Source organism: Ectopseudomonas composti (assembly GCF_001567565.1).
Taxonomy (GTDB): Bacteria; Pseudomonadota; Gammaproteobacteria; order Pseudomonadales; family Pseudomonadaceae; genus Aquipseudomonas; species Aquipseudomonas composti_A.
The window spans coordinates 414,260-441,136 of the sequence record NZ_LSSW01000029.1 but is presented as its reverse complement, the minus strand read 5'-3'; the positions used below and the strand labels follow the sequence as shown (position 1 = coordinate 441,136).

General features: G+C 65.1%; 25 protein-coding genes and 1 riboswitch. Of the genes, 15 read left to right on the top strand and 10 right to left on the bottom strand.

Annotated elements, in window-relative coordinates:
- The first annotated feature begins 352 nt into the window (after positions 1–352).
- The 6 genes from PCLY_RS18535 to PCLY_RS18510 all read left to right on the top strand — a co-directional run bounded on the left by PCLY_RS18535 (position 353) and on the right by PCLY_RS18510 (position 8,053).
- Positions 353–1,012, top strand: a complete 660-nt coding sequence (locus tag PCLY_RS18535) for an alpha/beta hydrolase (protein ID WP_061241079.1) — start codon at positions 353–355, stop codon at positions 1,010–1,012.
- 24 nt (positions 1,013–1,036) lie between these two features.
- Positions 1,037–2,938 (top strand): acyl-CoA synthetase, encoded by a 1,902-nt coding sequence (locus PCLY_RS18530; protein ID WP_061241078.1) that lies wholly within the window; start codon positions 1,037–1,039, stop codon positions 2,936–2,938.
- Between the two features lie 180 nt (positions 2,939–3,118).
- Positions 3,119–4,057, top strand: coding sequence for a GGDEF domain-containing protein (locus tag PCLY_RS18525; protein ID WP_061241077.1), 939 nt, complete (start codon positions 3,119–3,121; stop codon positions 4,055–4,057).
- Between the two features lie 72 nt (positions 4,058–4,129).
- Positions 4,130–5,293: a dipeptidase gene (locus PCLY_RS18520; RefSeq protein WP_061241076.1), complete on the top strand. Its 1,164-nt coding sequence runs from the start codon at positions 4,130–4,132 to the stop codon at positions 5,291–5,293.
- Positions 5,294–5,403: 110 nt separating this feature from the next.
- Complete coding sequence (gene rhlB, locus PCLY_RS18515) at positions 5,404–6,852, top strand: ATP-dependent RNA helicase RhlB (RefSeq protein WP_061241075.1); 1,449 nt, start codon at positions 5,404–5,406, stop codon at positions 6,850–6,852.
- A 73-nt stretch (positions 6,853–6,925) separates the two neighbouring features.
- A complete protein-coding gene (locus tag PCLY_RS18510) occupies positions 6,926–8,053 on the top strand; it encodes an NAD(P)/FAD-dependent oxidoreductase (protein WP_061241074.1) in 1,128 nt (375 codons plus the stop codon).
- A 15-nt stretch (positions 8,054–8,068) separates the two neighbouring features.
- On the opposite strand, the gene PCLY_RS18505 is transcribed toward PCLY_RS18510, so the two are convergent.
- From PCLY_RS18505 to PCLY_RS18485, 5 genes are all read right to left on the bottom strand, one after another.
- Complete coding sequence (locus PCLY_RS18505) at positions 8,069–8,974, bottom strand: SMP-30/gluconolactonase/LRE family protein (protein WP_061241073.1); 906 nt, start codon at positions 8,972–8,974, stop codon at positions 8,069–8,071.
- A 2-nt stretch (positions 8,975–8,976) separates the two neighbouring features.
- Positions 8,977–9,546: a manganese efflux pump MntP gene (gene mntP / locus PCLY_RS18500; RefSeq protein ID WP_061241072.1), complete on the bottom strand. Its 570-nt coding sequence runs from the start codon at positions 9,544–9,546 to the stop codon at positions 8,977–8,979.
- A gap of 5 nt (positions 9,547–9,551) precedes the next feature.
- A riboswitch (yybP-ykoY riboswitch) is annotated at positions 9,552–9,716 on the bottom strand.
- 85 nt (positions 9,717–9,801) lie between these two features.
- A complete protein-coding gene (locus PCLY_RS18495) occupies positions 9,802–10,104 on the bottom strand; it encodes a hypothetical protein (protein ID WP_061241071.1) in 303 nt (100 codons plus the stop codon).
- A 58-nt stretch (positions 10,105–10,162) separates the two neighbouring features.
- The gene (locus tag PCLY_RS18490) at positions 10,163–11,149 is read right to left on the bottom strand and encodes a TerC family protein (protein ID WP_061241070.1); all 987 of its coding nucleotides are present in this window, start codon (positions 11,147–11,149) and stop codon (positions 10,163–10,165) included.
- A 198-nt stretch (positions 11,150–11,347) separates the two neighbouring features.
- The gene (locus PCLY_RS18485; protein ID WP_061241069.1) at positions 11,348–13,711 is read right to left on the bottom strand and encodes a DNA polymerase II; all 2,364 of its coding nucleotides are present in this window, start codon (positions 13,709–13,711) and stop codon (positions 11,348–11,350) included.
- 209 nt (positions 13,712–13,920) lie between these two features.
- Here PCLY_RS18485 and PCLY_RS18480 point away from each other — a divergent pair, with 209 nt between their 5' ends.
- The 3 genes from PCLY_RS18480 to PCLY_RS18470 are packed head-to-tail and all read left to right on the top strand — an operon-like array spanning position 13,921 to position 15,609.
- On the top strand, positions 13,921–14,355 hold the full coding sequence (locus PCLY_RS18480) for a group II truncated hemoglobin (RefSeq protein ID WP_197432202.1): 435 nt from the start codon (positions 13,921–13,923) through the stop codon (positions 14,353–14,355).
- Positions 14,352–14,690: an FKBP-type peptidyl-prolyl cis-trans isomerase gene (locus PCLY_RS18475; protein ID WP_061241067.1), complete on the top strand. Its 339-nt coding sequence runs from the start codon at positions 14,352–14,354 to the stop codon at positions 14,688–14,690. Before PCLY_RS18480 ends, PCLY_RS18475 begins: the two co-directional genes overlap by 4 nt.
- On the top strand, positions 14,683–15,609 hold the full coding sequence (locus PCLY_RS18470; RefSeq protein WP_061241066.1) for a class I SAM-dependent methyltransferase: 927 nt from the start codon (positions 14,683–14,685) through the stop codon (positions 15,607–15,609). Before PCLY_RS18475 ends, PCLY_RS18470 begins: the two co-directional genes overlap by 8 nt.
- Before the next feature lie 126 nt (positions 15,610–15,735).
- On the opposite strand, the gene norR is transcribed toward PCLY_RS18470, so the two are convergent.
- Positions 15,736–17,286: a nitric oxide reductase transcriptional regulator NorR gene (gene norR / locus PCLY_RS18465; protein ID WP_061241065.1), complete on the bottom strand. Its 1,551-nt coding sequence runs from the start codon at positions 17,284–17,286 to the stop codon at positions 15,736–15,738.
- Positions 17,287–17,478: 192 nt separating this feature from the next.
- Between norR and hmpA the strand changes: the two genes are divergently transcribed.
- Genes hmpA through PCLY_RS18450 form a run of 3 tightly spaced genes read left to right on the top strand, consistent with a single transcriptional unit; the run spans position 17,479 to position 20,092 of the window.
- On the top strand, positions 17,479–18,660 hold the full coding sequence (gene hmpA, locus PCLY_RS18460; protein ID WP_061241064.1) for an NO-inducible flavohemoprotein: 1,182 nt from the start codon (positions 17,479–17,481) through the stop codon (positions 18,658–18,660).
- 18 nt (positions 18,661–18,678) lie between these two features.
- A complete protein-coding gene (locus PCLY_RS18455) occupies positions 18,679–18,930 on the top strand; it encodes a hypothetical protein (protein WP_061241063.1) in 252 nt (83 codons plus the stop codon).
- Positions 18,917–20,092 carry an NnrS family protein gene (locus tag PCLY_RS18450; protein WP_061241062.1) on the top strand — a complete coding sequence of 392 codons (1,176 nt, stop codon included), beginning with the start codon at positions 18,917–18,919 and terminating at the stop codon, positions 20,090–20,092. The genes PCLY_RS18455 and PCLY_RS18450 overlap by 14 nt, the downstream gene beginning before the upstream one ends.
- Before the next feature lie 55 nt (positions 20,093–20,147).
- Here PCLY_RS18450 and rimI read toward each other — a convergent pair whose 3' ends face one another.
- Genes rimI through PCLY_RS18435 form a run of 3 tightly spaced genes read right to left on the bottom strand, consistent with a single transcriptional unit; the run spans position 20,148 to position 22,379 of the window.
- The gene (rimI, locus tag PCLY_RS18445) at positions 20,148–20,600 is read right to left on the bottom strand and encodes a ribosomal protein S18-alanine N-acetyltransferase (RefSeq protein WP_061241061.1); all 453 of its coding nucleotides are present in this window, start codon (positions 20,598–20,600) and stop codon (positions 20,148–20,150) included.
- Positions 20,601–20,631: 31 nt separating this feature from the next.
- Positions 20,632–21,420, bottom strand: a complete 789-nt coding sequence (locus PCLY_RS18440; protein WP_156458617.1) for an energy transducer TonB — start codon at positions 21,418–21,420, stop codon at positions 20,632–20,634.
- 20 nt (positions 21,421–21,440) lie between these two features.
- Positions 21,441–22,379 (bottom strand): LysR family transcriptional regulator, encoded by a 939-nt coding sequence (locus PCLY_RS18435; protein WP_082768106.1) that lies wholly within the window; start codon positions 22,377–22,379, stop codon positions 21,441–21,443.
- A gap of 111 nt (positions 22,380–22,490) precedes the next feature.
- Between PCLY_RS18435 and PCLY_RS18430 the strand changes: the two genes are divergently transcribed.
- The 3 genes from PCLY_RS18430 to PCLY_RS18420 are packed head-to-tail and all read left to right on the top strand — an operon-like array spanning position 22,491 to position 25,519.
- Positions 22,491–23,840: an acyclic terpene utilization AtuA family protein gene (locus PCLY_RS18430; RefSeq protein WP_061241058.1), complete on the top strand. Its 1,350-nt coding sequence runs from the start codon at positions 22,491–22,493 to the stop codon at positions 23,838–23,840.
- Positions 23,840–24,163, top strand: a complete 324-nt coding sequence (locus PCLY_RS18425; RefSeq protein ID WP_082768105.1) for an AtuA-related protein — start codon at positions 23,840–23,842, stop codon at positions 24,161–24,163. Before PCLY_RS18430 ends, PCLY_RS18425 begins: the two co-directional genes overlap by 1 nt.
- Before the next feature lie 54 nt (positions 24,164–24,217).
- Positions 24,218–25,519 (top strand): CitMHS family transporter, encoded by a 1,302-nt coding sequence (locus PCLY_RS18420; protein WP_061241056.1) that lies wholly within the window; start codon positions 24,218–24,220, stop codon positions 25,517–25,519.
- A 62-nt stretch (positions 25,520–25,581) separates the two neighbouring features.
- Here PCLY_RS18420 and PCLY_RS18415 read toward each other — a convergent pair whose 3' ends face one another.
- Positions 25,582–26,826, bottom strand: a complete 1,245-nt coding sequence (locus tag PCLY_RS18415) for a saccharopine dehydrogenase family protein (RefSeq protein ID WP_061241055.1) — start codon at positions 26,824–26,826, stop codon at positions 25,582–25,584.
- Positions 26,827–26,877: the final 51 nt, after the last annotated feature.

Below are 26,877 nucleotides of genomic sequence, written 5' to 3'. Positions count from 1 at the left end.
TCGGCTTAACCCTCTGCTGGCCAACCGCTCCTACCCAGCCCATTGGTTGAACGGGCCTGAGACGGATCGTCATCCGTCTGGGCGATCAGCGCCCCGACGGTCTATTAGGAACCCCACACAGCAGATTCCTGCCTGTTGAGCGGTGCGCGATGGCACAGTGTTACCGTTAGCGCACCACGTCGTCAGTTCATATGAGCCATAGCAAGCCTCGTACCAGCACATGGCAAATGGCCGGATATGCAAGGGTCAAGAGCAAAAGTTGCACCCGTGCGACAACTTCTTCACAGATTAGCCAAGCCTCGCGCAAGGCGCCGCCCTAAATTAAGGCGCCCGCACCACACTGGAGCTACCAATGACCGCACCCATGATTTTGCAGCCCCCACAACCAGCAGACGCCAGCGTGATCTGGCTGCATGGGCTGGGTGCTGACCGCTACGATTTCCTTCCAGTCGCCGAGATGTTGCAGGAGCGCTTGCCCAGTACGCGCTTCATCCTCCCGCAGGCGCCCACCCGCCCGGTGACCATCAATGGCGGCTGGAGCATGCCGAGCTGGTACGACATCCTCGCCATGACTCCGGCGCGCGCCATCGATCAGGCGCAGATGGAGGAGTCGGCCGATCAGGTCATCGCCCTGATCGAGGCCGAGCTCGCAAGCGCCATCGCCCCCGAGCGCATCATCCTCGCAGGCTTCTCCCAGGGCGGCGCGGTGGTGCTACACACTGCCTTTCTGCGCTATCAGGAGCCCCTGGGCGGCGTACTGGCACTCTCGACCTACGCGCCGACTTTCAGCGCTGAAATGCCACTGGCGGATACAAAAAGACAACTGCCGGCGCTGTGTTTGCATGGCAGATTCGACGACGTGGTGACACCCGACATGGGCCGCGCCGCATATGACCGCCTGCACGCCTATGGAGTACCGGTGCAATGGCGTGACTATCCGATGGCACACGAAGTGCTGCCGGAGGAGATTCGCGACATCGCCGAATGGCTGGGCCAGCTACTGACCGACTGACCGAACCGAAGAGACGCACGATAAATGAGCACAGCGCCCCTGATTCGCACCCTGCAGGACATCGAGAAGATCGAGAGCACCCCGCTGAGCGATCGTGGCCTGCCCGAAAGCACCTTTGAGCTGATCCGCCGCACGGCGCAGACCAATCCCGATGCCCCGGCACTCTCGTTCATCCTGCAAGGCACGGCCGAAGAAACGCCGCTGCATCTGACCTACGCCGAGTTGCTCGGCAAGATCACGCAGACGGCCAACGCCTTTCATCGCCTGGGTCTGCGCCCGGGCAAGGCGGTTTCGTTCCTGCTGCCCAATCTGCCGCAGACCCACTACACCATCTGGGGTGGCGAGGCGGCCGGCATCGTCAACGCGATCAACCCGTTGCTCGAACCCGAGCACATCGCCGAGCTGATCCACGCCTCGGACTCCGAGTTGCTGGTGACCCTGGCGCCCTTCCCCGGCACCGAGCTGTGGGACAAGGTCGACGCCCTGCGCGATCGCTTGCCGGCACTCAAGGCGATTCTCTGCGTGGACATGGCCAACCTGCTGCCTGAGTTGCAACGCAGTGCGATCAAGGCGCAGCGCGGCCCACTGCCCGAAGGTGTGCTGGATTTCGACGAGACCATCGCCGCCTGCCCGGCGGATCACCTGGAAAGTGGCCGCGTGATCGCTGCCGACGACATCGCCAGCTACTTTCATACCGGCGGCACCACCGGCACGCCGAAGCTGGCGCCGCACAGCCACGGCAACGAAGTGGCAATGGCCTACAGCATGAACCTGGTCACCCGCTTCGGCGTCGGCGACGTGACGCTCTGCGGTCTGCCGCTGTTCCACGTCAACGGCGTCATCGTCACCGGTCTGGCGGCCTTCATCGGCGGTGCTGAAGTGCTGCTGGCCACCCCGCAGGGCTATCGCAACAGCAGCTTGATCGGCCATTTCTGGAAGGTCATCGAACGCCATAAGGTCAGTTTCTTCAGCGGCGTGCCGACCATCTATGCCGGCCTGCTGCAGATACCCAGCGAAGGCCACGACCTGTCCTCGCTGAAGTACGCCCTGTGTGGCGCCGCGCCGATGCCGGTGGAGCTGATTCGCCAGTTCGAGGCCAAGACCGGTCTGACCCTGATCGAGGGCTACGGCCTGACCGAGGGCACCTGCGGCAGTTGCGCCAACCCACCGGCAGGTGAACGCCGGCCGGGCTCCATCGGCCTGCCCATGCCCTACTGCGAAGTGCGCATCAAGGTACTCGACGAGCATGGACAATACCTGCGCGAAGCGGCGCCCAACGAGATCGGCAACCTGTGCATTCGCGGTGCCACGGTGTTCAAGGGCTATCTGCCGGCGAGCAAGAACGCCGGCATCTGGGTCGATGGCGACTGGTTCAATACCGGCGATCTCGGCCGCGTCGATACCGACGGCTACATCTGGCTGACCGGCCGCAGCAAGGACCTGATCATCCGTGGCGGGCACAACATCGACCCGCAGATGATCGAGGAGGCGCTGCACAAGCACCCGGCAGTGGCCATGGCTGCCGCGGTCGGCAAGCCCGACGAGAAGGCCGGCGAACTACCCGTGGTCTACGTCCAGCTCAAACCCGACGCGCAAGCCAGCGAGGCCGATCTGCTGGCGCATGCCGCTGCCCATATCCCCGAACGCGCCGCCATACCCAAGGACGCCTGGATCATCGAGGCGATTCCGCTGACAGCAGTGGGCAAGACCTTCAAACCGGCGCTGCGTTTCGATGCCATCGCCCGGGTTTACCAGGCGGCTGTGGCCGAGCTGCATCCGGCTGCCACGGTCGAGGTGCTGAGTGACGACAAGGCCGGCCAGCTGGCCCACATCTACCTGCCAACTCAGGATCAGACATTGGCAGCCGCCATTGGCGAGCGCCTGGCCGGCTACGCGGTGGGCCATCGCATCCACTTCATGCCGTGACTGAAAACGCGCAGGGACGCGCGCCAGTTAACAACCTCGTACATTAGTGCAACCGCTGGTCGGCCGAGCTTTGCCACGCCCGAGTGCCGGGAATACTGTCTAAAACCATCCGTAGACACGACAGGGAGCGTTGACGGTGCCCTCAGGCCTATTCGCTCGGCCAGGCCCGACGAGATCGCGATGAAACCGGCGCACTGGCAGGCAGACCTGCAGCAAGTTCAGCACCTGCGACTCTTTCAGAATGTCGCCACCAGCAGCCTGAATCAGCTGCTGCAGGAATTTCGCGCCTGCGAGCTGGAAGCTGGCGAAGTGCTGCTCTCCCCATTCAACCGTAACCAGCACCTCTATCTGCTGATCGAGGGGCAGCTGCGCGTCTACCTGGGCTCACTGGACAACCAGCCCGTGAGCACCCTCGAAGTAGGCGACTGCGCCGGTGAAATCAGCTTCATCGACAACGAACACCCTTCCGCCTACGTGGTGGCCGAACGTCCCTCCACCGTGCTGCGCCTGCATCGCGAGTCGCTGGTCGCATTGTTCCAGCACTCTCCGCAGATGATGCAGAACCTGCTGGAACTGCTTTGCGAACGCGTGCGCCAGGGCAACCGGCAGATTCTCGACAGCGAGCAGAATGCCAATGTCGACACCCTCACCGGCTGCTTCAACCGGCGCTGGCTGGATCACGTGTTCGAGCGCGAAAGCACCCGCTGCGCCTTCAACGACGACCCCATTTCGCTACTGATGCTGGATGTCGACCATTTCAAGGCTTACAACGACCAGCACGGCCACCTCGCGGGTGACTACGCACTGTGCCTGGTCGCGCATACCCTGCGCAGCCAGTTACGCCCCAAGGACAGCCTGATTCGATTCGGTGGCGAGGAATTCGTCATTCTGCTGCCGGAGATCGCCGCTGAGGACGCACGCAGCATCGGTGAACGCCTGCGCATCAGCCTGGAGCAGATCACCTCCTTCTACTCGCCAGTCGGCGTACTGCCTGGCGTTACCATCTCCATTGGCCTGGCGCAGATGCAACATCAGGACAGCCTGCAGGGCCTGATCGCGCGTGCCGATGCCGCGCTGTACCAGGCCAAGCAGCAAGGGCGTAACTGCCTCAGCGGTTGACAGTCCAAGCGCAGCGCGCCTCGCATTCCCTGCTAGAGTGGCCGGCATAACAACACGCCTGGATGGCTCCTCATGCGCAAACTGCTGATCGCCGGACTCCTGCTCGTCCCCCTCTCCGCCCTGGCCGTTCTGGGCCTGCCCCAAGTGCTCGACGCACAGATGAACAGCGTCGCCAGCCCGCCGCCCTACCCCGCCAGCGCCGGTGCGCAGAAGCTGCACCAGGGGCTGTTCGTCGCCGATCTGCACGACGACGCCCTGCTCTGGGAGCGCGACCTGCTCAAGCGCTACGACTACGGCCACTCCGACCTGCCGCGCATGCTCGAAGGCCGCCTCGGCCTGCAGGTGTTCTCCACCGTGACCAAGACGCCACGCGGGCTGAACATGGAGAGCAATGGCGCCGACAGCGACAACATCACCCTGCTGGCCATGGCCCAGCGCTGGCCGCGGGAAACCTGGAGCAGCCTGCTGCAGCGTGCGCTGTACCAGGCGCAGAAACTCAAGGACGCCAGCGCCGGCAGTGACGGACGCCTGGTGCTGATCCGCACCCGCGCGGACCTGGCACGCTTCATCGAAGCCTGGCAACAGGATCCGCGTCGTGTCGCCGGCCTGCTGGCCACCGAAGGCTTGCAGCCCATCGAAGGCAAGCTGGAAAACATCGACGTGCTATATGACGCGGGCTTCCGCATCGCCGGCCTGACCCACTTCTTCGATAACGAGGTCGGCGGCTCGGCCCATGGTCTGGAAAAAGGCGGGCTGACCCCGCTGGGGCGCCAGGTGATCGCACGCCTGGAAGAGAAATCCATGCTGGTGGACCTGGCCCACGCCTCGCGCCCGCTGATCGACGACGTGCTGGCCATGGCCACGCGCCCGGTGCTGGTCTCGCACACGGGCGTCGAGGGCACCTGCGCCGGCACGCGCAACCTCAGCGACAGGCACATCCGGGCCATCGCCGCCAGCGGCGGGGTAATCGGCATCGGCTACTGGAGCACCGCGGTGTGCGACACCTCGGTCGCCGCCATCGTCAAGGCCATCCGCTACACGGCGGACCTGGTCGGCGTCGAGCACGTGGCCCTGGGCTCGGACTTCAACGGCACCGTGCATACACCGTTCGATGTCACCGGCCTGGCACAGATCACCGAAGGGCTGCAAAGCGCCGGCTTCGACGATGCCGCCATCGCCGCGATCATGGGCGGCAACGTGCAGCGCCTGCTGTTGGCCAGCCTGCCGGAAAACTGAGGCACGGGTTGCAGCCTGCTCTTGACAGACGCGAGCGAAGCACTTCGCCACGCTCGCGTCTTGCATTACACTGGCGAGCGTTCACTCCTTAACCAATCGATGAGAAGCCCGTGCTCAAAGCACTCAAGAAAATGTTCGGCAAAGCCGAAGACGAGCAGCCACAACCAGCGCCGTCACCCGTAGCAGCGCCGGCCCAGAGCCGTGACGCCGAAGACAAGCATCCCCGCACGAACAAGCCCGCCCGCACTGCCAGCGAGAGCGCCGGCGAGAGCCCCGCGCCACAGCAGCCACGCTCGTCCAAAGCCGACAAACCGCGTCGCGAGCGCCCGGCCAAACCGGTGGACACCTGGAAACTGGAAGACTTCGTGGTCGAACCCGCCGAAGGCAAGACCCGCTTCCATGACTTCAAGCTCGCACCCGAGCTGATGCACGCCATCCACGACCTCGGTTTCCCCTATTGCACACCGATCCAGGCCGGCGTGCTGGGTTATACCCTCAAGGGTCAGGACGCCATCGGCCGGGCCCAGACCGGCACCGGCAAGACCGCCGCCTTCCTCATCTCGATCATCACCCAGCTGCTGCAGACCCCGGCGCCGAAAGAGCGCTACATGGGTGAGCCGCGCGCGCTGATCATCGCGCCGACCCGCGAACTGGTGGTACAGATCGCCAAGGACGCAGCGGAGCTGACCAAGTACACCGGCCTCAACGTCATGCAGTTCGTCGGTGGCATGGACTTCGACAAACAGCTCAAGCAGCTGGAATCGCGCTTCTGCGACATCCTCGTGGCCACGCCGGGCCGCCTGCTGGACTTCAACCAGCGCGGCGAAGTACACCTGGACATGGTCGAAGTGATGGTGCTGGACGAAGCCGACCGCATGCTCGACATGGGCTTCATCCCGCAGGTACGCCAGATCATCCGCCAGACGCCGATGAAGGGCGACCGTCAGACCCTGCTGTTCTCCGCCACCTTCACCGAAGACGTGATGAACCTGGCCAAGCAGTGGACGGTCAACCCGGCCATCGTCGAGATCGAGCCGGAAAACGTTGCCAGCGACACCGTCGAGCAGCACGTCTACGCCGTCGCCTCCAGCGACAAGTACAAGCTGCTGTACAACCTGATCAGCCAGAACGACTGGACCCGGGTAATGGTCTTCGCCAACCGCAAGGATGAAGTACGGCGCATCGAAGAGCGCCTGACCCGCGACGGCATCAGCGCCGTGCAGATGTCCGGTGATATCCCTCAGCACAAGCGTATCCGCGCGCTGGAAGGCTTCCGCGAAGGCAAGATCCGCGTCATGGTCGCCACCGACGTGGCCGGTCGCGGCATCCACGTCGATGCCATCAGCCACGTGATCAACTTCACCCTGCCGGAAGACCCCGACGACTACGTGCACCGTATCGGCCGCACCGGTCGTGCCGGCACCAGCGGCACCTCGATCAGCTTCGCCGGTGAGGACGACGCCTTCGCCCTGCCGCCCATCGAGGAGCTGATCGGCCGCAAGATCCAGTGCGAAATGCCGCCGGACGAGCTGCTCAAGCCGGTGCCGCGCAAGCACTGAGACGGCAGAGGCAGAACAAAGGCGAAGCCCTCCAGCTTCGCCTTTTTCATTTGACCCAGTTGATCGATACGCCATGCAACACTGCGACTACCTCATCATCGGCGCCGGTATTGCCGGCGCCTCCACCGGCTACTTTCTCGCCAGCCACGGCAGGACGCTGCTGCTCGAGCGCGAGACGCAACCCGGGTATCACGCCACTGGCCGCTCGGCGGCGCTGTATACGGTGGCCTACGGCACGCCGCAGGTCCGCGCACTGACCGCCGCCAGCCGTGCCTTCTACGACGCCCCTCCCGCCGGTTTCGCCGAGCACGCCCTGCTCACTCCGCGTGGCGAGCTGGTGGTGGATTTCAACGCTGACGCCGCCGAACTGCAACGCCAGTACGAACAGGCCCGCGAGCATGTGGCAGAGGCTCGCCTGCTCGGCGCTGAAGAGGCCTGCGCGCTGGTTCCGGTACTGCGCCGCGAACTCGTGCATGGCGCATTGCTCGACCCCAGCGCCGCCGATATTGACAGCGCAGCGCTGCACCAGGGCTACCTGCGTGGCATCCGCCAGCAAGGCGGGGAGATTCACTGCAACCGCGAGGTGCTGTCGATCAGCCGCCACGCCGACGGCTGGCAGGTAGATTGTGCCGGGCAGAGCTATCGCGCGGACGTACTGATCAATGCGGCCGGCGCCTGGTGCGACGACATCGCGCGTCTGGCCGGCCTGCCCGGCATCGGCCTGCAGCCCAAGCGCCGTGCAGCCTTCACCTTCAACGGTCCGGCAGGCATCGACTGCCAGCACTGGCCGGCGCTGGTCAGCCTGGATGAGTCGTTCTACTTCAAACCCGATGCAGGCCTGTTGCTCGGCTCGCCGGCCAATGCCGATCCGGTGGCGCCGCACGACGTGCAGCCCGAGGAGCTGGACATCGCCCTGGGCATCCACCAGATCGAAAGCCACACCACACTGCAGATTCGCCGGCCCGCGCACACCTGGGCTGGCCTGCGCAGCTTCGTCGCCGACGGCGATCTGGTCGGCGGCTTCGATCCTCAGGCGGAGGATTTCTTCTGGGTGGCGGCACAAGGCGGTTACGGCATTCAGACCAGCGCCGCCATGGGCCAGGCCTGTGCAGCCTTGATCCGTCGCCAGCCGCTGCCGGAAGAGCTGCTGAGAGCCGGCCTTAGCGAGGCGCTGCTCAGCCCGCTGCGCCTGCGCAGCTGAGCAGTCAGCAGGGCTTCAGCCGCCCTGCCGGCCTGTGGTGCCCTCGGCCTTTTTCAGGCGGCCAGCCGCTTTCACCACACTCAACTCCAGCACTCGATCCCGACCGCCCTCGGCGATCAGGTAGCGACCATCGTCCAACGGCAGGATCGCCTGCGGCGCCTTGAGGAAGGACAGCACCGTGGTCTGCTCGCCCTGGGCATCGACCAGCAGCAGGCGGGCACGATGGGTCGAGTCCTCGCTGATCCACAGGCCCTGTTCGTCACACAGCATGAAGGTCGGGTTACGCAGCCCCTCGATCACCACCGGGTCGCGACCATCCTCGCGCAGCTCGCGAATCACCCCGGTTTCCTTTTCGCTGTAGAGCATGCGCCCGTCCGTGCAGCGGGTGATCGACTCGGTTTCCGACAGGTTGTCGCGCACCACGCTCAGTTGCCGGTCATCCCAGCGGTAGCGCCAGAGCCGGCCGTTGCCCTTGCGATCCTCGATGGCATAGAGGTAACGACCGTCGTCCCACAGCCCTTGCACCTGATCGCCCTCGAACAGCTCGGAGACCCGCTTGCCCTGCAGGAAGCTGACCGGCTTGTCGCCCGACTCCTGACTGAACACCAGGCCTCCGCGCGCGCTGAGCAGGCCATCGGGTTTGGACAGGCCCTCGACCACCACTTCACGATCACCATCAGGCTGCATCAGCAGGATATTGCCTCGGCCATCCTGCAGCTCCTGGCTGACCAGGATGCCGCCACCCGCATCCCGCGCCAGCCCGGCGGCCTTCTGCACGCCATCGTAGGCGACGCGATACGACCAGCCGCTGGCAGCCTGTACCGGAAAGAAGTACTGCCAGGCGAAGAACGTCAGGGCAGCGGTGACCAGCAAGGCTGCAGCCAGCAGTGCGTTTCGCAGAAAGCGCAGGGGCATGTTCATGTTTATAGACTCGCAAAGTGTTCGTAGAGAATCGTCGCGCCCACCAGCATCAGCACCACGCCACCGAGGATTTCGGCGCGCTTGCCGACCAGTTGGCCCAGCATACGACCGAGCAACATGCCCAATGTCACCATCAGGGTGGTGGCCAAACCGATACAAAGTGCTGCGACCAGGATGTTCACCTCGACGAACGCCAGGCTCACGCCGACTGCCAGGGCATCGATGCTGGTGGCCAGGGCGGTGACGGCCAGCACCCAGAAGGAATGGCGCGAGAGCTTGTCTTCGGGCGCGTCGTTATCAGCGCTTAGCCCGGCATGGATCATGTGCGCGCCGAGCCCGAGCAGCAGCACGAAGGCGATCCAGTGATCCCATTGCAGGACGAAGCGACTGGCGGCCTGGCCGATCAGCCAGCCAATCAGCGGCGTGATGGCTTCGATGCTGCCGAAGATCAACCCGGCACGCAGGGCTTCGGCAAAGCGCGGTTTGTGCAGACCCGAGCCCTTGCCGATGGCAGCGGCGAAGGCGTCCGTCGACATGGCGAAGGACAGAAGAAGCAGCGAGAGAGGATTCAAGGGAAACTCCAGCCGGGCCTGAGTCAACGACACGCCACTGCGCGCCCGACCTGGCACAGGACTGTCGTTGGTCTCACCAATCCCAGCGGATGCGTTGGCCACGGCAGGTTGCCGAGAATGTTGACCAACGCGCCGACGCTGACGCGACGGCAGGCTACTCCCCAAAGAGGCGCGCAGGATAAACCCGGGCTCGCCAAGGAGGAAGTGACGGCGCCAGCCAACCGCCCAGCGGTCGTCAACGGCGCCAGCTTGCGATCAGGTTTCGACGCCCTGCTCGAGTGGCTTATCGGGCGCCACCCGCGGCGTCTCGGCGTCCTGTTCGCGCTCCTTGTCGTCTTTGCCCAGAGCACGGTTGGTGGACTCCTGCATCGCGTCCACCTGGCGGTTGACCTCATCGACCACCTCGCCGACCGAGTTCTCGAGCAACGCCTGTGCTTCCTTCTTCGCCTCTTCGGCGAGCTTCTGCGCCGACTGCTCGGCCGCGTCACAACCGACCAGGATCATCAGGGCCATCGCCAGGGACGCCAGCGCCAGGGGGTTCTTGCAAGGGATGTTCATCCAGGGTTCTCCAGTTTCAGGTTGCCCCGACCACGCCAAACGCGAGGCCGGGAGGACTTCAAAGCGGTTCGGCTTGCTGGCCTCGGGTCTTGTACAGCGACAGCAGCACGCCACCCATCAGCAGGCCCAGGGTCACGCTCAGCGACACTGCCGCCGGAATCTTGCCGATGATGCCGACCAGGAAGATCTTCGCGCCGATGAACACCAGCACCAGCGCCAGCGCGTACTTGAGGTAGGCGAAGCGGTGGATCAGCGCTGCCAGGGCGAAGTACAGGGCGCGCAGGCCGAGGATGGCGAAGATGTTCGAGGTGTAGACGATGAAGGGGTCCTGGGTGATGGCGAAGATCGCCGGCACGCTGTCGATGGCAAATACCAGGTCGGCGCACTCGATCAGGATCAGCGCCAGGAATAGCGGCGTCACCCACAGCACGCTGCGGCCCTGACCGTCGTCCTGCCGCACGAAGAAGCGCTGGCCGTGCAGATCATCGGTCACGCGCAGGTGCTTGCGCAGGAACTTCACCAGCACGTTGTTCTGCAGATCCGGCGCATCGTCGAGCTTGGAGAACAGCATCTTGATGCCGGTAACGAACAGGAAGGCGCCGAACAGATAGAGAATCCAGCTGAACTCATGAATCAGCGCGGCGCCCAGGCCGATCATCAGCGCGCGCAGCACCAGCACGCCCATGATTCCCCAGAACAGCACCTTGTGCTGGTACTGCCGCGGGATGGCGAGAAAGCTGAAGATCATGGCCATGAGAAACACGTTGTCCATCGACAGCGATTTCTCGATCAGAAAGCCGGTGAGGTAATCCATGCTGGCGTCGCCGCCCTTCTGGAAGAACACCCAGACGCCGAACAGCAGACCCGCAGTGATGTAACCGGCGGACAGCAACAGGCTCTCGCGCACGCCGATTTCGCGGTTATCGCGATGCAGCACACCAAGGTCGAAGGCCAGCAGGGAGATGACGACAGCGATGAAGACCAGCCACAACCAGGTGGCCGTGCCGAGGAAGTCGGCGAAGAGAAACGGTTCTAGGGCAGTCATGAGCCCCTCCTACAGTCAGATTGAACAGACTGTGATTCCGACATCGCGGTGTTAACCGCCAGAGGGGCCCGGCATCACGGGCGCAACGATACTCAGGCCGCGAACGCCGCTCAACGAGACGAATTTTGCAGGGTATTTCAGGCCTGGCGACCTTGTCGCAGCGCAAAAGCCTGAGGCTAGAGCGGTCGCCGGGCCTTTTCAGAACAGCCCGAGCTGGCCGTCCACCAGGCGTTCGAACTCGCCGCCGACGAACGGCAGGATGGCCTCGGCCACCGGTTTCAGCTGGCGGCTGATGTAGTGCTCGTAATCCACCGGCGACAACAGACGTTCCAGCGGTTGTGGCCCGCCAGTGGTGATCAGGTAGCTGATCCAGCCGCCACGCTGGTATTGCAGCGGCCGACCAAGGCGCTGGTTGTGCTCGTCGGCCAGGCGCGCGGCGCGTACGTGTGGCGGCACGTTGCGCTGGTAGTCATCAAGGCGACGGCGCAGGCGCTTGCGATACACCAGCAATTCGTCCAGCTCACCGGCTAGCGTGCGTTTCACGTAATCGCGCACGTAGTCTTCATAGGGCTGGCCGGCGAACACCAGGCGATACAGCTCCTGCTGGAAACGCTGGGCCAACGGCGACCAGTCGGTGCGCACCGTCTCCAGGCCCTTGAACACCATGCGCTCGCTGCCATCGGCGGCCCGCACCAGGCCGGCATAGCGTTTCTTGCTGCCCTCCTCGGTACCGCGAATGGTGGGCATGAGAAAGCGCCGGTAATGGGTTTCGTACTGCAATTCCAGCGCGCTGCTCAGGCCGTACTCACTCTGCAGATGCTCGCGCCACCAGGCGTTGACGCGGGCGACCAGCGCACGGCCGATACGCGTCGCCTCGTCCTCGTCATGGGCGCGGCCGAGCCAGACGAAAGTGGAGTCGGTGTCGCCATAGATCACTGCATGGCCCTCGGCTTCGATCAGCTCGCGGGTGCGCTTCATGATCTGGTGCCCGCGCAGGGTGATCGACGAAGCCAGGCGCGGATCGAAGAAACGACAGCCACTGGAGCCGAGCACGCCGTAGAAAGCGTTCATGATGATCTTCAGCGCCTGCGACAGCGCCGCGTTGCCATCACGCTTGGCCACCTCGCGCCCCTGCCAGACGCGCTCGACGATGGCCGGCAGGCAGTGCCGTGTTCGTGAGAAACGGGCGCCACGAAAACCTTCCACCGAGTGCTCGTCGTCCGGCTGGTGCAGCCCTTCGACCAGGCCCAGCGGATCAATCAGGAAGCTGCGAATGATCGAGGGATAGAGGCTTTTGTAGTCCAGCACCAGCACCGAGTCGTACAGCCCTGGGCGCGAATCCATGACGAAACCGCCGGGGCTGTTCTCGCCACGGATGTCGCCGAGGTTCGGCGCGACGAAACCCAGGCGATGCATGGGCGGCAGATACAGGTGGGTGAAGGCCGCCACCGAGCCGCCGCTGCGGTCAGCCGCCAGGCCGGTGACACTGGAACGTTCGAGGAGGAAGGCGAGCAGATCGGTGTGGGCGAAGATGCGCGTGACCAGCTCGCAGTCCTTGAGGTTGTAGTGCGCCAGCGCCGGCCTGTCCTCGTCGAACATGCGTTGGATCTCGTCCATCCGCGCATAGGGCGTATCGATGGCCTTGCCTTCGCCGAGCAGGGTCTGCGCCACCGATTCCAGGCTGAACGAAGGGAAGCTCCAGGTCGCCGAGCGCAGCGCCTCGATGCCGTCGATGATCAGCCGCCCCGCCGCCTCGGCGAAGTAATGCTGGCTGCTGTTGTGCTGGCGCCAGCCCATCACGTCGCCGCCACGTCCCAGCAGCAGCGGCACCTTGAGTTGCTCGGCGTGATCGCGCAGCACGCGCAGGTCGAACTGCACCAGGTTCCAGCCGATGATGGCGTCCGGGTCGTGCTGCGCCAGCCAGGCGTTCAGGCGTTCGAGCAGCGCCTTGCGGCTGGCGCAGTACTCCAGGTCGAAGTCGACGCGGCTGGCGTCGCCATTGGCTGGCCCGAGCATATAGACCTGGCGCTGGCCGCAACCCTCCAGGGCGATGGAGTACAGCTCGCCATGGGCGCTGGTCTCGATGTCCAGCGACACCAGGCGCAGCGTCGGGCGGTACTCGGGCGCGGGTTTGAGCGACTTGCACAGCAGGCTGCCGTCAGGCTGCTCGATACCGTCGAAGAGCACGCTGGCGGTGATAAAGCGCTCCATCAGGTAGCGATCCGGCGGGCGGACATCGGCCTCGTAGACGTCTACGCCGACCTGACGCAGCTTCTTCTCCAGCTGCAGCAACTGGCGGTACTGGCGGCAGTACAGGCCCAGCACCGGACGGCGCTTGAAGTCGCGCAGGGCCAGTTCACGCAGCTCGACGCCCTGCTCATTGCGCAACAGCGGCTCGGCCCAGGCGCGCTGCTCGAGCGGAATAAAGGCCACCGATTCCTGGCACGGCAGGCGTATCTGGCGCGGGCCGGCATCGGTCGCCAGCCAGAAGGCCACTTCCGTGCCCTCCGGCGTATCGCGCCAATGGCGGCTGAGCACGAAGCCTTGCTGGGGTTGCGTCATTTTCGTTTCAGACAAGCACGGCCTACCCCCTCTCCCGCTTGCGGGAGAGGGCTGGGGAGAGGGTGCGAGCTTTCCCCTCTCCCCCGGCCCCTCTCCCATAAATGGGAGAGGGGAGAAACAGCCTCTGCAGTTGCCCATTACCTCGAACCAAACTGGCCGAGCATTCTACGCCAGCGGTTACAATGGCGCCTTTTCCGGACGATGGTTCGATGAGCACCACACCTCCCTACGGCAACGGCGATGCCTCCTACCAGGCTGCTGGCGGTATCGATGGCCTGCGCCGTCTGGTCGACGACTTCTACCGACTGATGGACGAACGCCCCGAAGCCGCCGCCCTGCGCGCCCTGCACCCAACCGACCTGAGCGCCTCGCGTGACAAGCTGGTGTGCTTTCTCAGCGGCTGGCTGGGCGGGCCGCGGCTGTTCGCCGAGAAGTACGGCAGCATCAGCATCCCGGCCTTCCATGCGCAGTGGCCAATCGACCAGGCGCTGGCAGAAAGCTGGCTGAGCTGCATGGCCGGCGCCATCGCCCTGCAGAACTATGCGCCCGCCTTTGCCGATTACCTGCTGGTTCAATTGCGCGTGCCCGCCGAGCGCTCGGTGCAGGCCAGCCAAAACCGTCACCGCAAGGACATCCCGACATGACTGACCAACTGATCATCGAAGAGCTGCAACCCGGCGACGGCAAGGCCGTGGTCAAGGGCGCCCTGATCACCACCCAATATCGCGGCTGGCTGGCCGACGGCACGGAGTTCGACTCCTCCTTCTCGCGCGGCAAGCCGTTCCAGTGCGTGATCGGCACGGGCCGTGTGATCAAGGGCTGGGACCAGGGCCTGATAGGTATGCAGGTGGGCGGCAAGCGCAAGCTGCAGGTCCCCGCGCACCTGGGTTATGGCGAACGCAGCGTCGGTTCGATCCCGCCCAACGCCGACCTGACCTTCGAGATCGAACTGCTGGAAGTGCTGACCCGCGATGACTGACGCCGCCCTCACCACCCTGCGCGAGCACTTGCTACAGGCACTGGACAACCATCCCGGCAGCGAGACCCGGCGCCTGTTCCATGGCCGTGGCCGCTGCTGGCCTGGGCTGGAGCAGATCACCGTCGACTGGCTGTCCGGCATCGTGCTGGTGATGCTGTTTCGCGAGCCCTCACCCGAGCTCAAGCCGCTGCTGATCGAGTTGCTGGCAACGCCGCAATGGCAGGCCAGCGGCGCACGCGGTCTGCTGCTGCAGCACCGCTACGTGCACGGCAGCGAGAGCGAATGGTTGGCCGGCGAGCCACAGGCGCAATGGCCGATCATGGAGGACGGCCTGCACTACCTGCTGGATCTGGGCAGCAAGCAGAACAGCGGGCTGTTCCTCGACATGCGCCTGGGTCGCCAGTGGGTGCGTGAGCAGGCTGCCGGCAAACGCGTGCTCAACCTGTTTGCCTACACCTGCGGCTTCTCCGTCGCGGCCATAGCCGGTGGCGCCGAGCGGGTGGTCAACCTGGACATGGCACGCGCCGCGCTGTCACGCGGGCGCGACAACCATCGCCTGAACCAGCACGACCTCTCCAGAGTGGAGTTTCTCGGTCATGAGCTGTTCAAGTCCTGGGGCAAGGTGCGCAAGAGCGGCCCTTATGATCTGGTGATCATCGATCCACCGAGCTTCCAGAAAGGCAGCTTCGCCCTCACCCAGGACTACGCCAAGATTCTGCGCCGCCTGCCCGAGTTGCTGACGGAGCACGGCACGGTGCTGGCCTGCGTCAACGACCCGGATATCGGCCCGGACTTTCTTATCCAAGGCATGGCCGCCGAGGCGCCGCAACTGCGCTTCGTCGAGCGCCTGGACAACCCGCCGGAGTTTCCCGACATCTCCCCCGAGAGCGGCCTGAAGGCGCTGGTATTCCAGCTGTAGCCCGGATGAAATCCGGAAGTTGCTGACCCCGGATTGCATCCGGGCTACGAGCAGATGCCGATAATGTGGGAGGGGCTTTAGCCGCGACATGAACAGATCGCGGCTAAAGCCCATCCGACAATCCGGCTAGCGAATGCCCAGGCGCCTGGCCAAGCGGCTGAGGTTGGCGCGATCCACCCCCAGCTCGCGCGCCGCGTCGGCCCATTTGCCCTGATGGCGCGCCAGGCACTGTTCGATCAACTGACGCTGGAAGGCATCCACCGCCGTGCGCAGCTCCACGCCCTCCGGCACCGGCTCGCCGGACGCCAGCACCGCCTCGACAATGACCTGCGTCTCGCTGGCAGGCAAGTCCAGATCCTGGACATCCAGACTGAGAATACGCGGGCGCTCGCCATGGCGCGCCAACGCCTTGATCGCTGCGCGGCCGATCAGGTGCTCCAGCTCACGCACGTTGCCTGGCCAGTCGTGGCCCAGCAGCGCCTTCTGCGCCTCCGCACTCAGGCGCAGGCTACGCAACCCGAGCCGGGCGCGGTTTTCTTCGAGGAAATATCCGGCCAGCAACAGCACATCGCGGCCACGCTCGCGCAGCGGCGGCACCGGCAGCGGATAGACGCTCAGCCGGTGATAGAGGTCGGCGCGAAAGCGGCCAGCGCGCACCTCCGCCGCCAGGTCACGGTTGGTGGCAGCGATCACCCGCACGTCGACGCGGTGCTCGCGATCCGAGCCGACCCGCTGCAACTGGCCACTCTGCAGCACACGCAGCAGCTTGGCCTGGATCGCCAACGGCAGCTCGCCCACCTCGTCGAGAAACAGGCTGCCGCCATCGGCCAGCTCGAACTTGCCGCTGCGCTCGCTCATCGCTCCGGAGAAGGCGCCGCGCACGTGGCCGAACAGCTCGCTCTCCACCAACGCATCGGGCAGTGCCGCGCAGTTGATGCTGACCAGCGGCCGCTGCGCACGCGGCGAGGCGGCGTGAATGGCTTCGGCTACCAACTCCTTGCCGACGCCGGTCTCGCCGGTGATCAGCACGGTCAGCGGGCTGTCGCCGACCAGGCGAATCTCGTCCTGCAGCTTGCGCAGCGCTGCGCTCTGCCCCACCAGTTCGCGCGGTTGCTGGCGCGCCTGCTTGTACAGCTCGGTGAGCTGGCGCTCGGCTTCGACCCGCTGCGCAAGAACACTGATGCGCTGGCTGACCTTGACCGTAGCGGCCGCCAGACTGGCGAATGCATCGAGGCTGTCCAGATCGAGCTGGCCGAAGCGGGCCGGGTCAAGCGAGTCCAGAGTCAGCAGGCCCCAGAGCTGTTCGTCCAGATGCAGCGGACAACCTAGGCAATCATGCACTTCCAGATGACCATGCAGCCCCTCGACCAGCCCGTCGTAGGGGTCAGGCAGGCCGCAGTCGGCAGCGAAACGGGTCGGCCCGGCATGCTCCAGCAGCGCGGCCAGACGCGGATGCTCGCTGACCCTGAAGCGCCGCCCCAGACTATCGACGCTCAGGCCCTCGACCGCCAGCGGCACCAACACCTCGCCATCGAGCCGTAGCAGCGCTACGGCATCGCAAGGAAAGAGCTGGCGTAGCGCAGCGAGCAGGCGACGGTAACGCTCACCATCATCCAGCTCACGGGACAGATCGGCGACCAGGGGAATCAGGGTTTCCAGCAGAGGATTAGCGGTCATTTCGACTACTCATTGTCTTTATGACCCAGATGCACAGCGAGTCATTAACACAGCATTATAAGCAAACCATTGATATTTATAGATTATTTATCTGGCACGCTTACTGATAGGTATCTCGCGCTAACGCTAGCACGCCACACCTGGCCAGACGAGCCACACCGGCGCCTTTTATTTGCCTTGCGGAGATACCCCATGCTCACCCACGCTCAACGTGACCTGATCAAAGCCACCGTACCGTTGTTGGAAAGCGGCGGCGAAGCACTGACCACGCACTTCTACAAGATGATGCTCAGCGAGTACCCCGAGGTGCGTCCGCTGTTCAACCAGGCGCACCAGGCCAGCGGCGACCAGCCGCGCGCCCTGGCGGGTGGCGTGCTGATGTACGCCCGCCACATCGACCGCCTCGAAGCCCTCGGCCCGCTGGTGGCGCAGGTCGTCAACAAGCACGTGTCGCTGCAGATTCTCCCCGAGCACTACCCCATCGTCGGCAGCTGCCTGCTGCGCGCGATCCGCGAAGTGCTGGGCGAGGAGATCGCCACCGACGCCGTGATCGAGGCCTGGGCCGTGGCCTACCAGCAGTTGGCCAACATCCTTATCGGCGCAGAAGAGAGCCAGTACGCGCAAAATGCCGCAGCCCCCGGCGGCTGGCGCGGCGCGCGGGCCTTCCGTGTGGCGCGCAAGGTGGCCGAGAGTGCCGAGATCGTTTCCTTCTACCTGCAGCCTGTCGATGGCGGCACCCTGCTCGACCATCAGCCTGGCCAGTACATCGGCCTGCGCCTGCTGCTGAACGGCGAGGAAGTGCGCCGCAACTACTCGCTGTCGGCCCTGGCCAACGGCCGCGAATACCGCATCAGCGTCAAGCGCGAACCGGGCGGCCGGGTCTCCAACCATCTGCACGATAACGTCCAGGTCGGCGATGAGCTGGAGCTGTTCCCGCCAGCAGGCGAGTTCACCCTGAGCGAGTCGGACAAGCCCCTGGCGCTGATCAGCGCCGGCGTCGGCATCACCCCGGCACTGGCCATGCTTGATGCCGCACGCCACAGCGGCCGACCGATCCACTTCATCCACTGCGCGCGCAATGCCGAGGTGCATGCCTTCCGCGACTGGGTCGATGCCCATGCGGCCGAGCACCCGCAGATTCGCCACTACGTCTGCTACAGCGAGCCGCGCGCGGGCGACCAGGCCGATGCCGAAGGTTTGCTCAGCCGCGAGCTGCTGCAGCAGTGGCTGCCGGCCGAGCGTGATCTGGATGCCTACTTCCTTGGCCCGAAGCCCTTCATGGCACAGGTCAAACGTCACCTGCAGGCGCTGGGCGTACCGGATGAGCAAAGCCGCTACGAATTCTTCGGCCCGGCCTCGGCCCTGGACAGTTGATCGATGAGGAGGTGAACCATGTACCCGCTCAATCTTGCACCTGCGCACATTCTGCATCTGTCCAGCCAACTGCTCTGGGGTGGCCTGATCCTGCTGCTGGTGGGGCTGGTGACAGCCTATGGCCTGGAGCAGCACCTGAATGTGGCAACGCTGGTGCTGGCCCACAGCCTGACACTGCTCGGCCCGAGCATCCTGAAGATCGGCTACGTATTGCGCCTGATCGCGAAGCAGCGCTTGAAAGACGAGGCATGCGCGTATGCACTTGCTTGATCGCCAGCGGGCATTGGCCATCGCGCCTCTGTGGCGCCTGGGCTTTCGCCCGTTCTTCGTCGCCGGTGCTCTGTTCGCCCTACTCGCCGTCGCCCTCTGGGCGGCGGCGCTGCATGGCCTGACGAACCCGGCGGTAGCGGGCGGCATGCTGGCCTGGCACCGTCACGAAATGCCTTTCGGCTTCGGCCTGGCGATCATCGCCGGCTTTCTGCTCACCGCGGTCCAGACCTGGACGGGGCGTCCGGGCCTGAGCGGACGACCGCTGATTGCGCTGTTCGGGCTATGGTTGGCAGCCCGTCTGGCCTGGTTCATACCCGTGCCGCTGGCAGTGCTGATCATGCTGCAACTGGGCTTCATCGGGCTGTTCATCGCGCAGATGGCACGCCAGCTGATCACGACGAGGCAGCGCAACAACTACCCGCTCCTTCTGGTGCTGAGCCTGCTCGCCTTATGCCAGTCGCTGACGTTGACCGGCCTGGCGCAAGGCAACGACGAGCTGCAACGTCGCGGGGTCCTGGCCGCACTGTGGCTGGTCGCCGTGCTGCTGAGCCTGATCGGTGGTCGGGTGATCCCCTTCTTCACCCAGCGCGGTCTGGGCCGGGTCGAAGCCTTCGCCGCGCATCCCTGGCTGGATCGCCTGCTACTGGCCTGCGGCGTGCTGGTCGCCGCACTGTTCGCCAGCGGGCATAACCTGCTGGCCAGTCCCTGGCTGGCGGCGCCGTTCATCGTGCTGAGCGTACTGCATGGTCTGCGTCTGTGGCGCTGGCACCTGCATGGCATCTGGCGCGTGCCGCTGCTGTGGTCACTGCACCTGGGTTACGCCTGGCTGCTGGTCGCCACGCTGGGCATGGTTGCCTGGCATCTGGGCTGGCTGAGGCAACCCAGCCTGGCCAGCCATGCGCTGGCGGTGGGCGCCATGGGTGGGCTGGTTCTGGCGATGATGGCGCGGGTCAGCCTCGGCCATACCGGCCGCGCGCTGCAGCCGCCCAGGGCGATGGCCTGGGCCTTCGGCCTGCTCAATCTGGGCGCGCTGATTCGGGTGACAGCAGGTAGCGGAGGGTTATGGCTGGCGGCGGCATGCTGGAGCACGGCCTTCGCCCTGTTTGCCTGGCATTACGCACCGATGCTGTGGCGAGCGCGGGTCGATGGGCATCCGGGCTGATGTGGATCGGCAATCACCAGCGCGGATCGATAAAGCGTGACGCTCTTCTGTTGCCTCAATCGACCAGAGTGCAGGCCATCACCAGGGCATCCTCGCGGCCGCCGACTGCCGGGTAGTAGTCACGACGACGACCCACTTCATTGAAGCCGAAGCGCTCGTACAGGCGGTAAGCGCTCTGATTGCTGGCACGCACTTCCAGGAAGCACTCACGACCACCCAGGGCATAGGCCTCTTGCATCAGGTGTTCGAGCAGGCGCAGGCCGAGGCCACGCCCCTGGCTTTCCGGCTTGACGGTGATATTGAGCAGGTGCGCTTCGTCGAGAATCAGGTTGATCACGCCATGACCAACCTGCTGATTGCCTTCGAACATCAGCCAGCAGTTATAGGACTTGAGGCTGTCGGTGAAGATACCGCGCGTCCAGGGGTGGCTGAAGGCCGCATATTCGATCTTCAGCACGGCATCGAGATCCGCCTCGGTCATCGGGCGGAAGGAAATCGCATCGCTCATTGGGCGTCACTCGGGCGCAAAGACAGGGTTCTCAGGAATGTGCAGGCGCCAGCCAACGCTGACGCGTGCGCCGCATGGCCTGCCACAGCTCGCGCTTGCGCGCTGGCTCTTCCATCAGCAGCTCCAGCCCGGGCACAGCCCAGCAGGCGCCGAGGCCTTCGATCTGCAACTCGCGGTTGTAGCTCTGCTCGTCAGCCTCGCCGGCGAAACGAATGGCCGGCAGACCGACCAGCCACAGGCAGGTGCAGGGCTGTTCTTCGAGGCGCGCGGCAACGAAGCTCTGCACGAACTCCAGCGCTGCCTGCGGCCCCTGATCCATATTGCCGCGCACCAGCAGCGGCCAGCGCACCGGCTCGCCGAGCAGTTGCGGGCTGTCCGGCAGGCCGGCGGCGCGCAGCAGATCCTTGAGCAGGATGTAAGCCGGATCGCGGCTCTGGAAAGACTGGCCGGTGGGTAACTCCACCAGCAGGGCGCAATCCCCGGCGCGCAGCAGCTGCAAGGCAAATCGCGGCGGAGGAACGCTGACCCGAACCGGCTTTTCCTCGACAGGCTCAGCCTCCGCCACCGGTTCAACAACTGCCTGGCGCGGCTGGGCGCCCGGGCGCGGAATCTCGATCTTCGGCCGTACGGCCGGTGCCTCGCGCACCACCTCGGCGACCACCGCCAGCGGCTCACTGGCAACTTCCGGCGCCTCGTCGACAGGCGGCGGCGCAAGCAGCTCCATACGCGACGGCGCAGCGAAGGGCAGCTCGGTACGTGGCAACCAGGTGGCCACCTGCATGGCATCGAGATAGGCTCGACGGCGCAGCTCGGCGTTCAAAGCAGAAGTATCCCGTGCAGTCATTCAATAGGGGGGCGATTGTCGCGTGAATCGACGGTCGCGGATAGTCCCTGAGCACCGCCCATCTGCTGACGCAACAAGGCAACGAAGGCCTGCGCCGGCGGGCTCAGGTAGCACGGCTTGCGCTGCAGCAGACCAATGCTGCGCGCTGGCGCCTCGCTCAGCACCTGTACCGCGAGGCTGCCATCGCTGTTGAAGGTATCGGCCACGCTGGCCGGCAGCAGCGCGAACCCCAACCCCGCGCGCGCCAGTGCGGCGGCGCTGCTCATGTACGCCACCTCCCAGGCGGGTTCACGCAGCAGCCCCATGCGCTGCAGGGTTTCGTCGGCCATGCCGCGCAGACTGGTGTCGCGGGTGGTGGCGATGTAGTCCTGCTCGCGCAGCGCAGCGAGCAGCGCCCTGCCGCGCAGCCGCTCATGACCGCGCACCAGCAACACCAGGCTGTCGTCGTACAGCGGCTGGAAATCCAGCGCGCCGAGATCCTCCACTGCCGAGGTGATGGCGAAATCCACCTCGGCGGCACTGACCCACTGACGGATCTCCCCGGCGCGGCCATCGCTCAGGCTGATGTCGATGCCGGGGTAACGTCGCCGGTACTCCTGCAGGACCCGCGGCAACGGGTCGATGGCCACCGAGGGCAGCACGGCGATACGCAGCGAGCCGCTCTGAAGATGCAACTGCTCGCGTGCATCGTGCACGGCGTTGTCCATGTCGCGCAGCAAACGCCGCGCCTGTTCGAGAAAACGCAGCCCCGCCTCGGTCAACTCCACACTGCGCGTGTTGCGCGCCAGCAAGGCCAGCCCGAGGGCGTCCTCCAGCTTGCGCAGGCTGTAGCTGAGCGCCGGCTGCGACAGATGGATACGCTCGGCGGCGCGGCTGAAACTGCGGTGCTCGGCGATCAGCACGAAAGCCTGCAACTGGCGAAAGCTGACGTCCACAATCACCCCCTCTTATAAAAATGTCTTATCAATTGATACCACATTTCGAATTCACAACTTAATCCAGCCCACTCAGGATGGCGCCATAGCGAATTGCAAACGGGCTCGACAATGACAAAAACCGTGCATATCGGCTGCGGCGCTGGCTTCGCCAACGACCGCCCCGATGCCGCCCTGGCGCTGGCCAACGACCTGGCAGGTCGCGACGGGCAACGCTTCCTGTTCTTCGAACTGCTCGCCGAGCGCACTCTGGCCGAGGCGCAACTGCGCCGTCTGCACGATGCCGACAGCGGCTACGCCGCACGTCTGTTCGAGTTTCTCGAGCCGGTGCTGGAAACCTGCCTGGACGCCGGCATCCCCATCATCAGCAACGGCGGCGCGGCCAACCCGGCAGCCGCCGCCAGGCGCCTGCGCCAGCACCTGCAGGGCACCCGCCACGCAGCGGCGCGTATCGCCTGCGTACTGGGCGATGACCTGCTGGCCCGCGACATCGACCTGCAACAGTGGCTGCCCGCACCACTCGATGGCGAGGTGGTGTCGGTCAACGTCTACACCGGCGCTGAAGGCATCACCCAGGCGCTCGGCGAAGGCGCCGACATCGTGCTCTGCGGCCGCGTCGCCGACCCCTGCCTGGCCGTTGGCCCCCTGCGCCATGCCTTTGGCTGGCAGGCCGATGACTGGGATCACCTGGCGCTGGCCACCACCGTCGGCCACCTGCTCGAATGCTGCACCCAGGTCACGGGCGGCTATTTTGCCCATCCGGGCCTGAAGGACGTGCCGGATCCAGCCAACCCTGGCTGCCCCATCGCCACGGTGAGCGCCGATGGGCAGATCATCATCGGCAAGGCCGCCGGCACCGGCGGCTGCGTCACCGAGCAGACGGTCAAGGAGCAGCTGCTGTATGAAGTCCACGACCCGGCGGCCTACCTGACCCCGGACGTGACCCTCGATCTGAGCCAGGCTCGTGTGCGCCAGGTGGCCGCCGACCAGGTAGCGGTCGAGGGTGTGCGCGGCCATCCACGCCCGGCGCGCCTCAAGGGCCTGGTCGGTCTGCGCGGCAAGTGGTTCGCCGAGGCGGAGATTTCCTATGCCGGCCCAGGTGCCCTGGCCCGCGCCGCCCTGGCCCGCGACATCCTGCTGCAACGCAGCGCGCGGCTGGCGCCACGGCTGACACCCTGGATCGACCTGATCGGCGTCGCCAGCTTGTTCAACGACCGCGCCGGCCAGTGGCTGGACGCACGCCTGGCGCAGGCGCAGCAGGTGCAGGACGTGCGTGTGCGCATCAGCTTCATCGACCGCGACAAGACGCTGCTCGAACGCCTGCTGCTCGACGCCGAATCGCTCTACACCAATGGCCCGGCCGGTGGTGGTGGGGTGCGCCGCTACCTGAGCGAGTCGCTGTCCACGGCGAGCTTTCTCATCGAGCGCGACCAGGTTCAACAATACGTGGAGTGGTTCTGATGAGCGCCGAAGTACTGCTGTGCGACTACGCCCACGCCCGCGCAGGCGACAAGGGCAACACCCTGAGCGTCGCGGTGTTCGCCTATGACGCCGCGCATTACCCCTGGCTGGCCGCCGAACTAACCGCCGAGCGCGTCGCCGCCTGCCTGGCACACCGGCGCATCGGCCAGGTGCGGCGTTATGAGCTGCCCAACCTGGGCGGCCTCAACTTCGTCGTCGAAGACGCCCTGGAAGGCGGCGTCAACGCCAGCCCCGGTATCGACCGCCACGGCAAGAGCCTGAGCTACCTGCTGCTCGACCTGAGGCTGCCGCCGCCTGGCTGACCGCCCTTCCCCGCTCACCGCGACTCCAACAACAATAAAATCGGAGATACCGGCATGATCACTGCCCTCGGCTTTACCCTGATGTTCGTCATCGTCGCCCTGATTCTGATGCGACGTATCACCCCACTGGTCGCCTTCACCCTGCTACCGGTCATCGCCTGTGCGCTGGCCGGTTTCACCCCGGCCGAAATCGGCAAGTTCATTACCGAGGGGCTGAAAGCCGTGGCCCCGACGGCAACGCTGTTCATCTTCGCCATCCTCTATTTCGGCATCATGCGCGAGCGCGGCCTGTTCGCCCCGCTGGTCAACTTCCTGCTGCGCAGCACCGGTGGCAAGCCGCTGGCCGTGGCGGTAGTGACCGTCGCAGTGACGGCAGTGACTCACCTGGACGGCATCGGCGCCGCCACCTTCCTGCTGGTGATTCCCGCCCTGCTGCCGCTGTACCTGCGTCTGGGCATGAAGCGGGAAATGCTGCTGTGCCTGGTGGTGCTCAGTGCCGGGGTAATGAACATGGTGCCCTGGGGCGGCACCACCGCGCGCGCCTCGGCCGTGACCGGCATCGACGCCTCGCAGCTGTGGATTTCGCTGATCCCGATTCAGCTGATCGGCCTGGCGCTGGTGATGGGCCTGGCAGTGTTCCTCGGCCGCCGCGCACAACGCAGCCTGGCGGGCACTGGCGACACCGGCAAGCATTCGGCCGCAACCTCGGCCGACAACGACGCGACCCTGCTCAGCCCGCGCACCTGGCGCTACTGGGGCAATCTGGGGCTCACCGTGGCCATCCTCGCCTGTCTGTTCACCGGCGCCTTCCCGCTGTTCGCCTGCTTCATGGTCGGCCTGGGCCTGGCTCTGGTGCTCAACTACCCAAGCCTGAGCGAGCAAAACGCCGCCGTGATGCGCCATGCCAGCGACGCCCTGCAGATGGCCCTGGTGATGCTCGCCGCCGGCATCCTGCTCGGCGTGCTGTCCGGCGCAGGGATGTCCAACGGCATGGCGCACTGGATGATCAACGTGCTGCCGGAAGGCTCGGCAAGTTGGTTGCATGTGATCATTGGCGCCTTCGGCGTGCCGCTGGGCATGCTGTTCTCACCGGATGCCTACTACTTCGCCCTGCTGCCGGTGATCCGCGATGTCGCCGTAGCAGCGGGTGTCGACCCGGCTGCGGTGGCCAAGGCCATGTTGATCGGCGAGAACACCGGCTTTGGCGTCAGCCCGGTGGTACCGAGCGTGTACCTGGCCATCGGCCTGGCGGGGGTCGAGCTGTACAAACACATCCGCTACACCGTGCTGTGGGCCTGGGGCATCAGCCTGGTGATGCTGGCCGCCGCCGCGCTGTTGGGCGTGGTCACGGTGTGAAGCGCGCCGCGTAACGAAAAAAGGATCGCCGAGGCGATCCTTTTTTCATGCTGCGCGCGATCTCAGACGGGCTGATTCCACGGACGGTCGCCGTGCTCGTCCTTGATGCGGGTGGGCAGGCCCATCACATCCAGCAGCCCCAGGAACGGCTCGGCCGGCAGCTCTTCGACGTTGACCATGCGCTTGGCATCCCACTCGCCACGCGCCACCAGCAGCGCAGCGGCGACCGGCGGCACGCCGGCGGTGTAGGAGATACCCTGGCTGTCGGTCTCGGCGAAGGCATCTGCGTGGTCGGCGACGTTGTAGATGAACAGCTCGCGCGGCTGGCCATCCTTGGTGCCTTTGACCAGATCACCAATGCAGGTCTTGCCGCTGTAGCCCGGCGCCAGCGAGGCGGGATCGGGCAGCACGGCCTTGACCACTTTCAGCGGCACCACTTCAAGACCTTCGGCGGTCTTGACCGGTTGCTCGGAGAGCAGGCCGAGGTTCTTCAGCACGGTGAACACGTTGATGTAGTGGTCGCCGAAGCTCATCCAGAAGCGCACGTTCGGTACGTCGAGGTGCTTGGACAGCGAGTGCACCTCGTCATGGCCGGTCAGGTACAGGTTCTGCTCGCCCACCACCGGCAGATCGTCGGTGCGTTTGACTTCGAACATGCTGTTGCTGGTCCATTGGCTGTTCTGCCAGCTGTAGACCGTGCCGGTGAATTCGCGGAAATTGATTTCCGGGTCGAAATTGGTGGCGAAGTACTTGCCGTGCGAACCGGCGTTGACGTCGAGGATGTCGATCGACTCGATCTTGTCGAAGTACTGTTGTTGCGCCAAAGCGGCGTAGGAGTTGACCACGCCCGGATCGAAGCCGACCCCGAGGATGGCGGTCACGCCTTTTTCCTGGCATTCGGCCAGGTGCTTCCACTCGTAGTTGCCATACCACGGCGGGGTTTCACAGATCTTGCTCGGGTCTTCGTGGATCGCGGTGTCCAGGTAGGCCACGCCAGTATCGATACAGGCACGCAGCACGGACATGTTGAGGAAGGCAGAGCCCACGTTGATGACGATCTGCGACTCGGTTTCACGGATCAGCGCCTTGGTCGCTTCCACGTCCAGGGCGTTCAGTGCATAGGCCTTGATCTCGCCGGGCTGCTTGAGCCCGCCCTTGGCCTGTACGCTGTCGATGATGGCCTGGCATTTGGAGATGTTGCGCGACGCAATCGCAATACGACCGAGTTCGTCGTTGTGTTGCGCGCACTTATGGGCCACCACCTTGGCAACACCTCCTGCACCAATGATCAGGACATTCTTCTTCAATTGTTCCACCTCCTGGGTACTGCGTTTCTAGACAATTGTTACGTTGGAAAG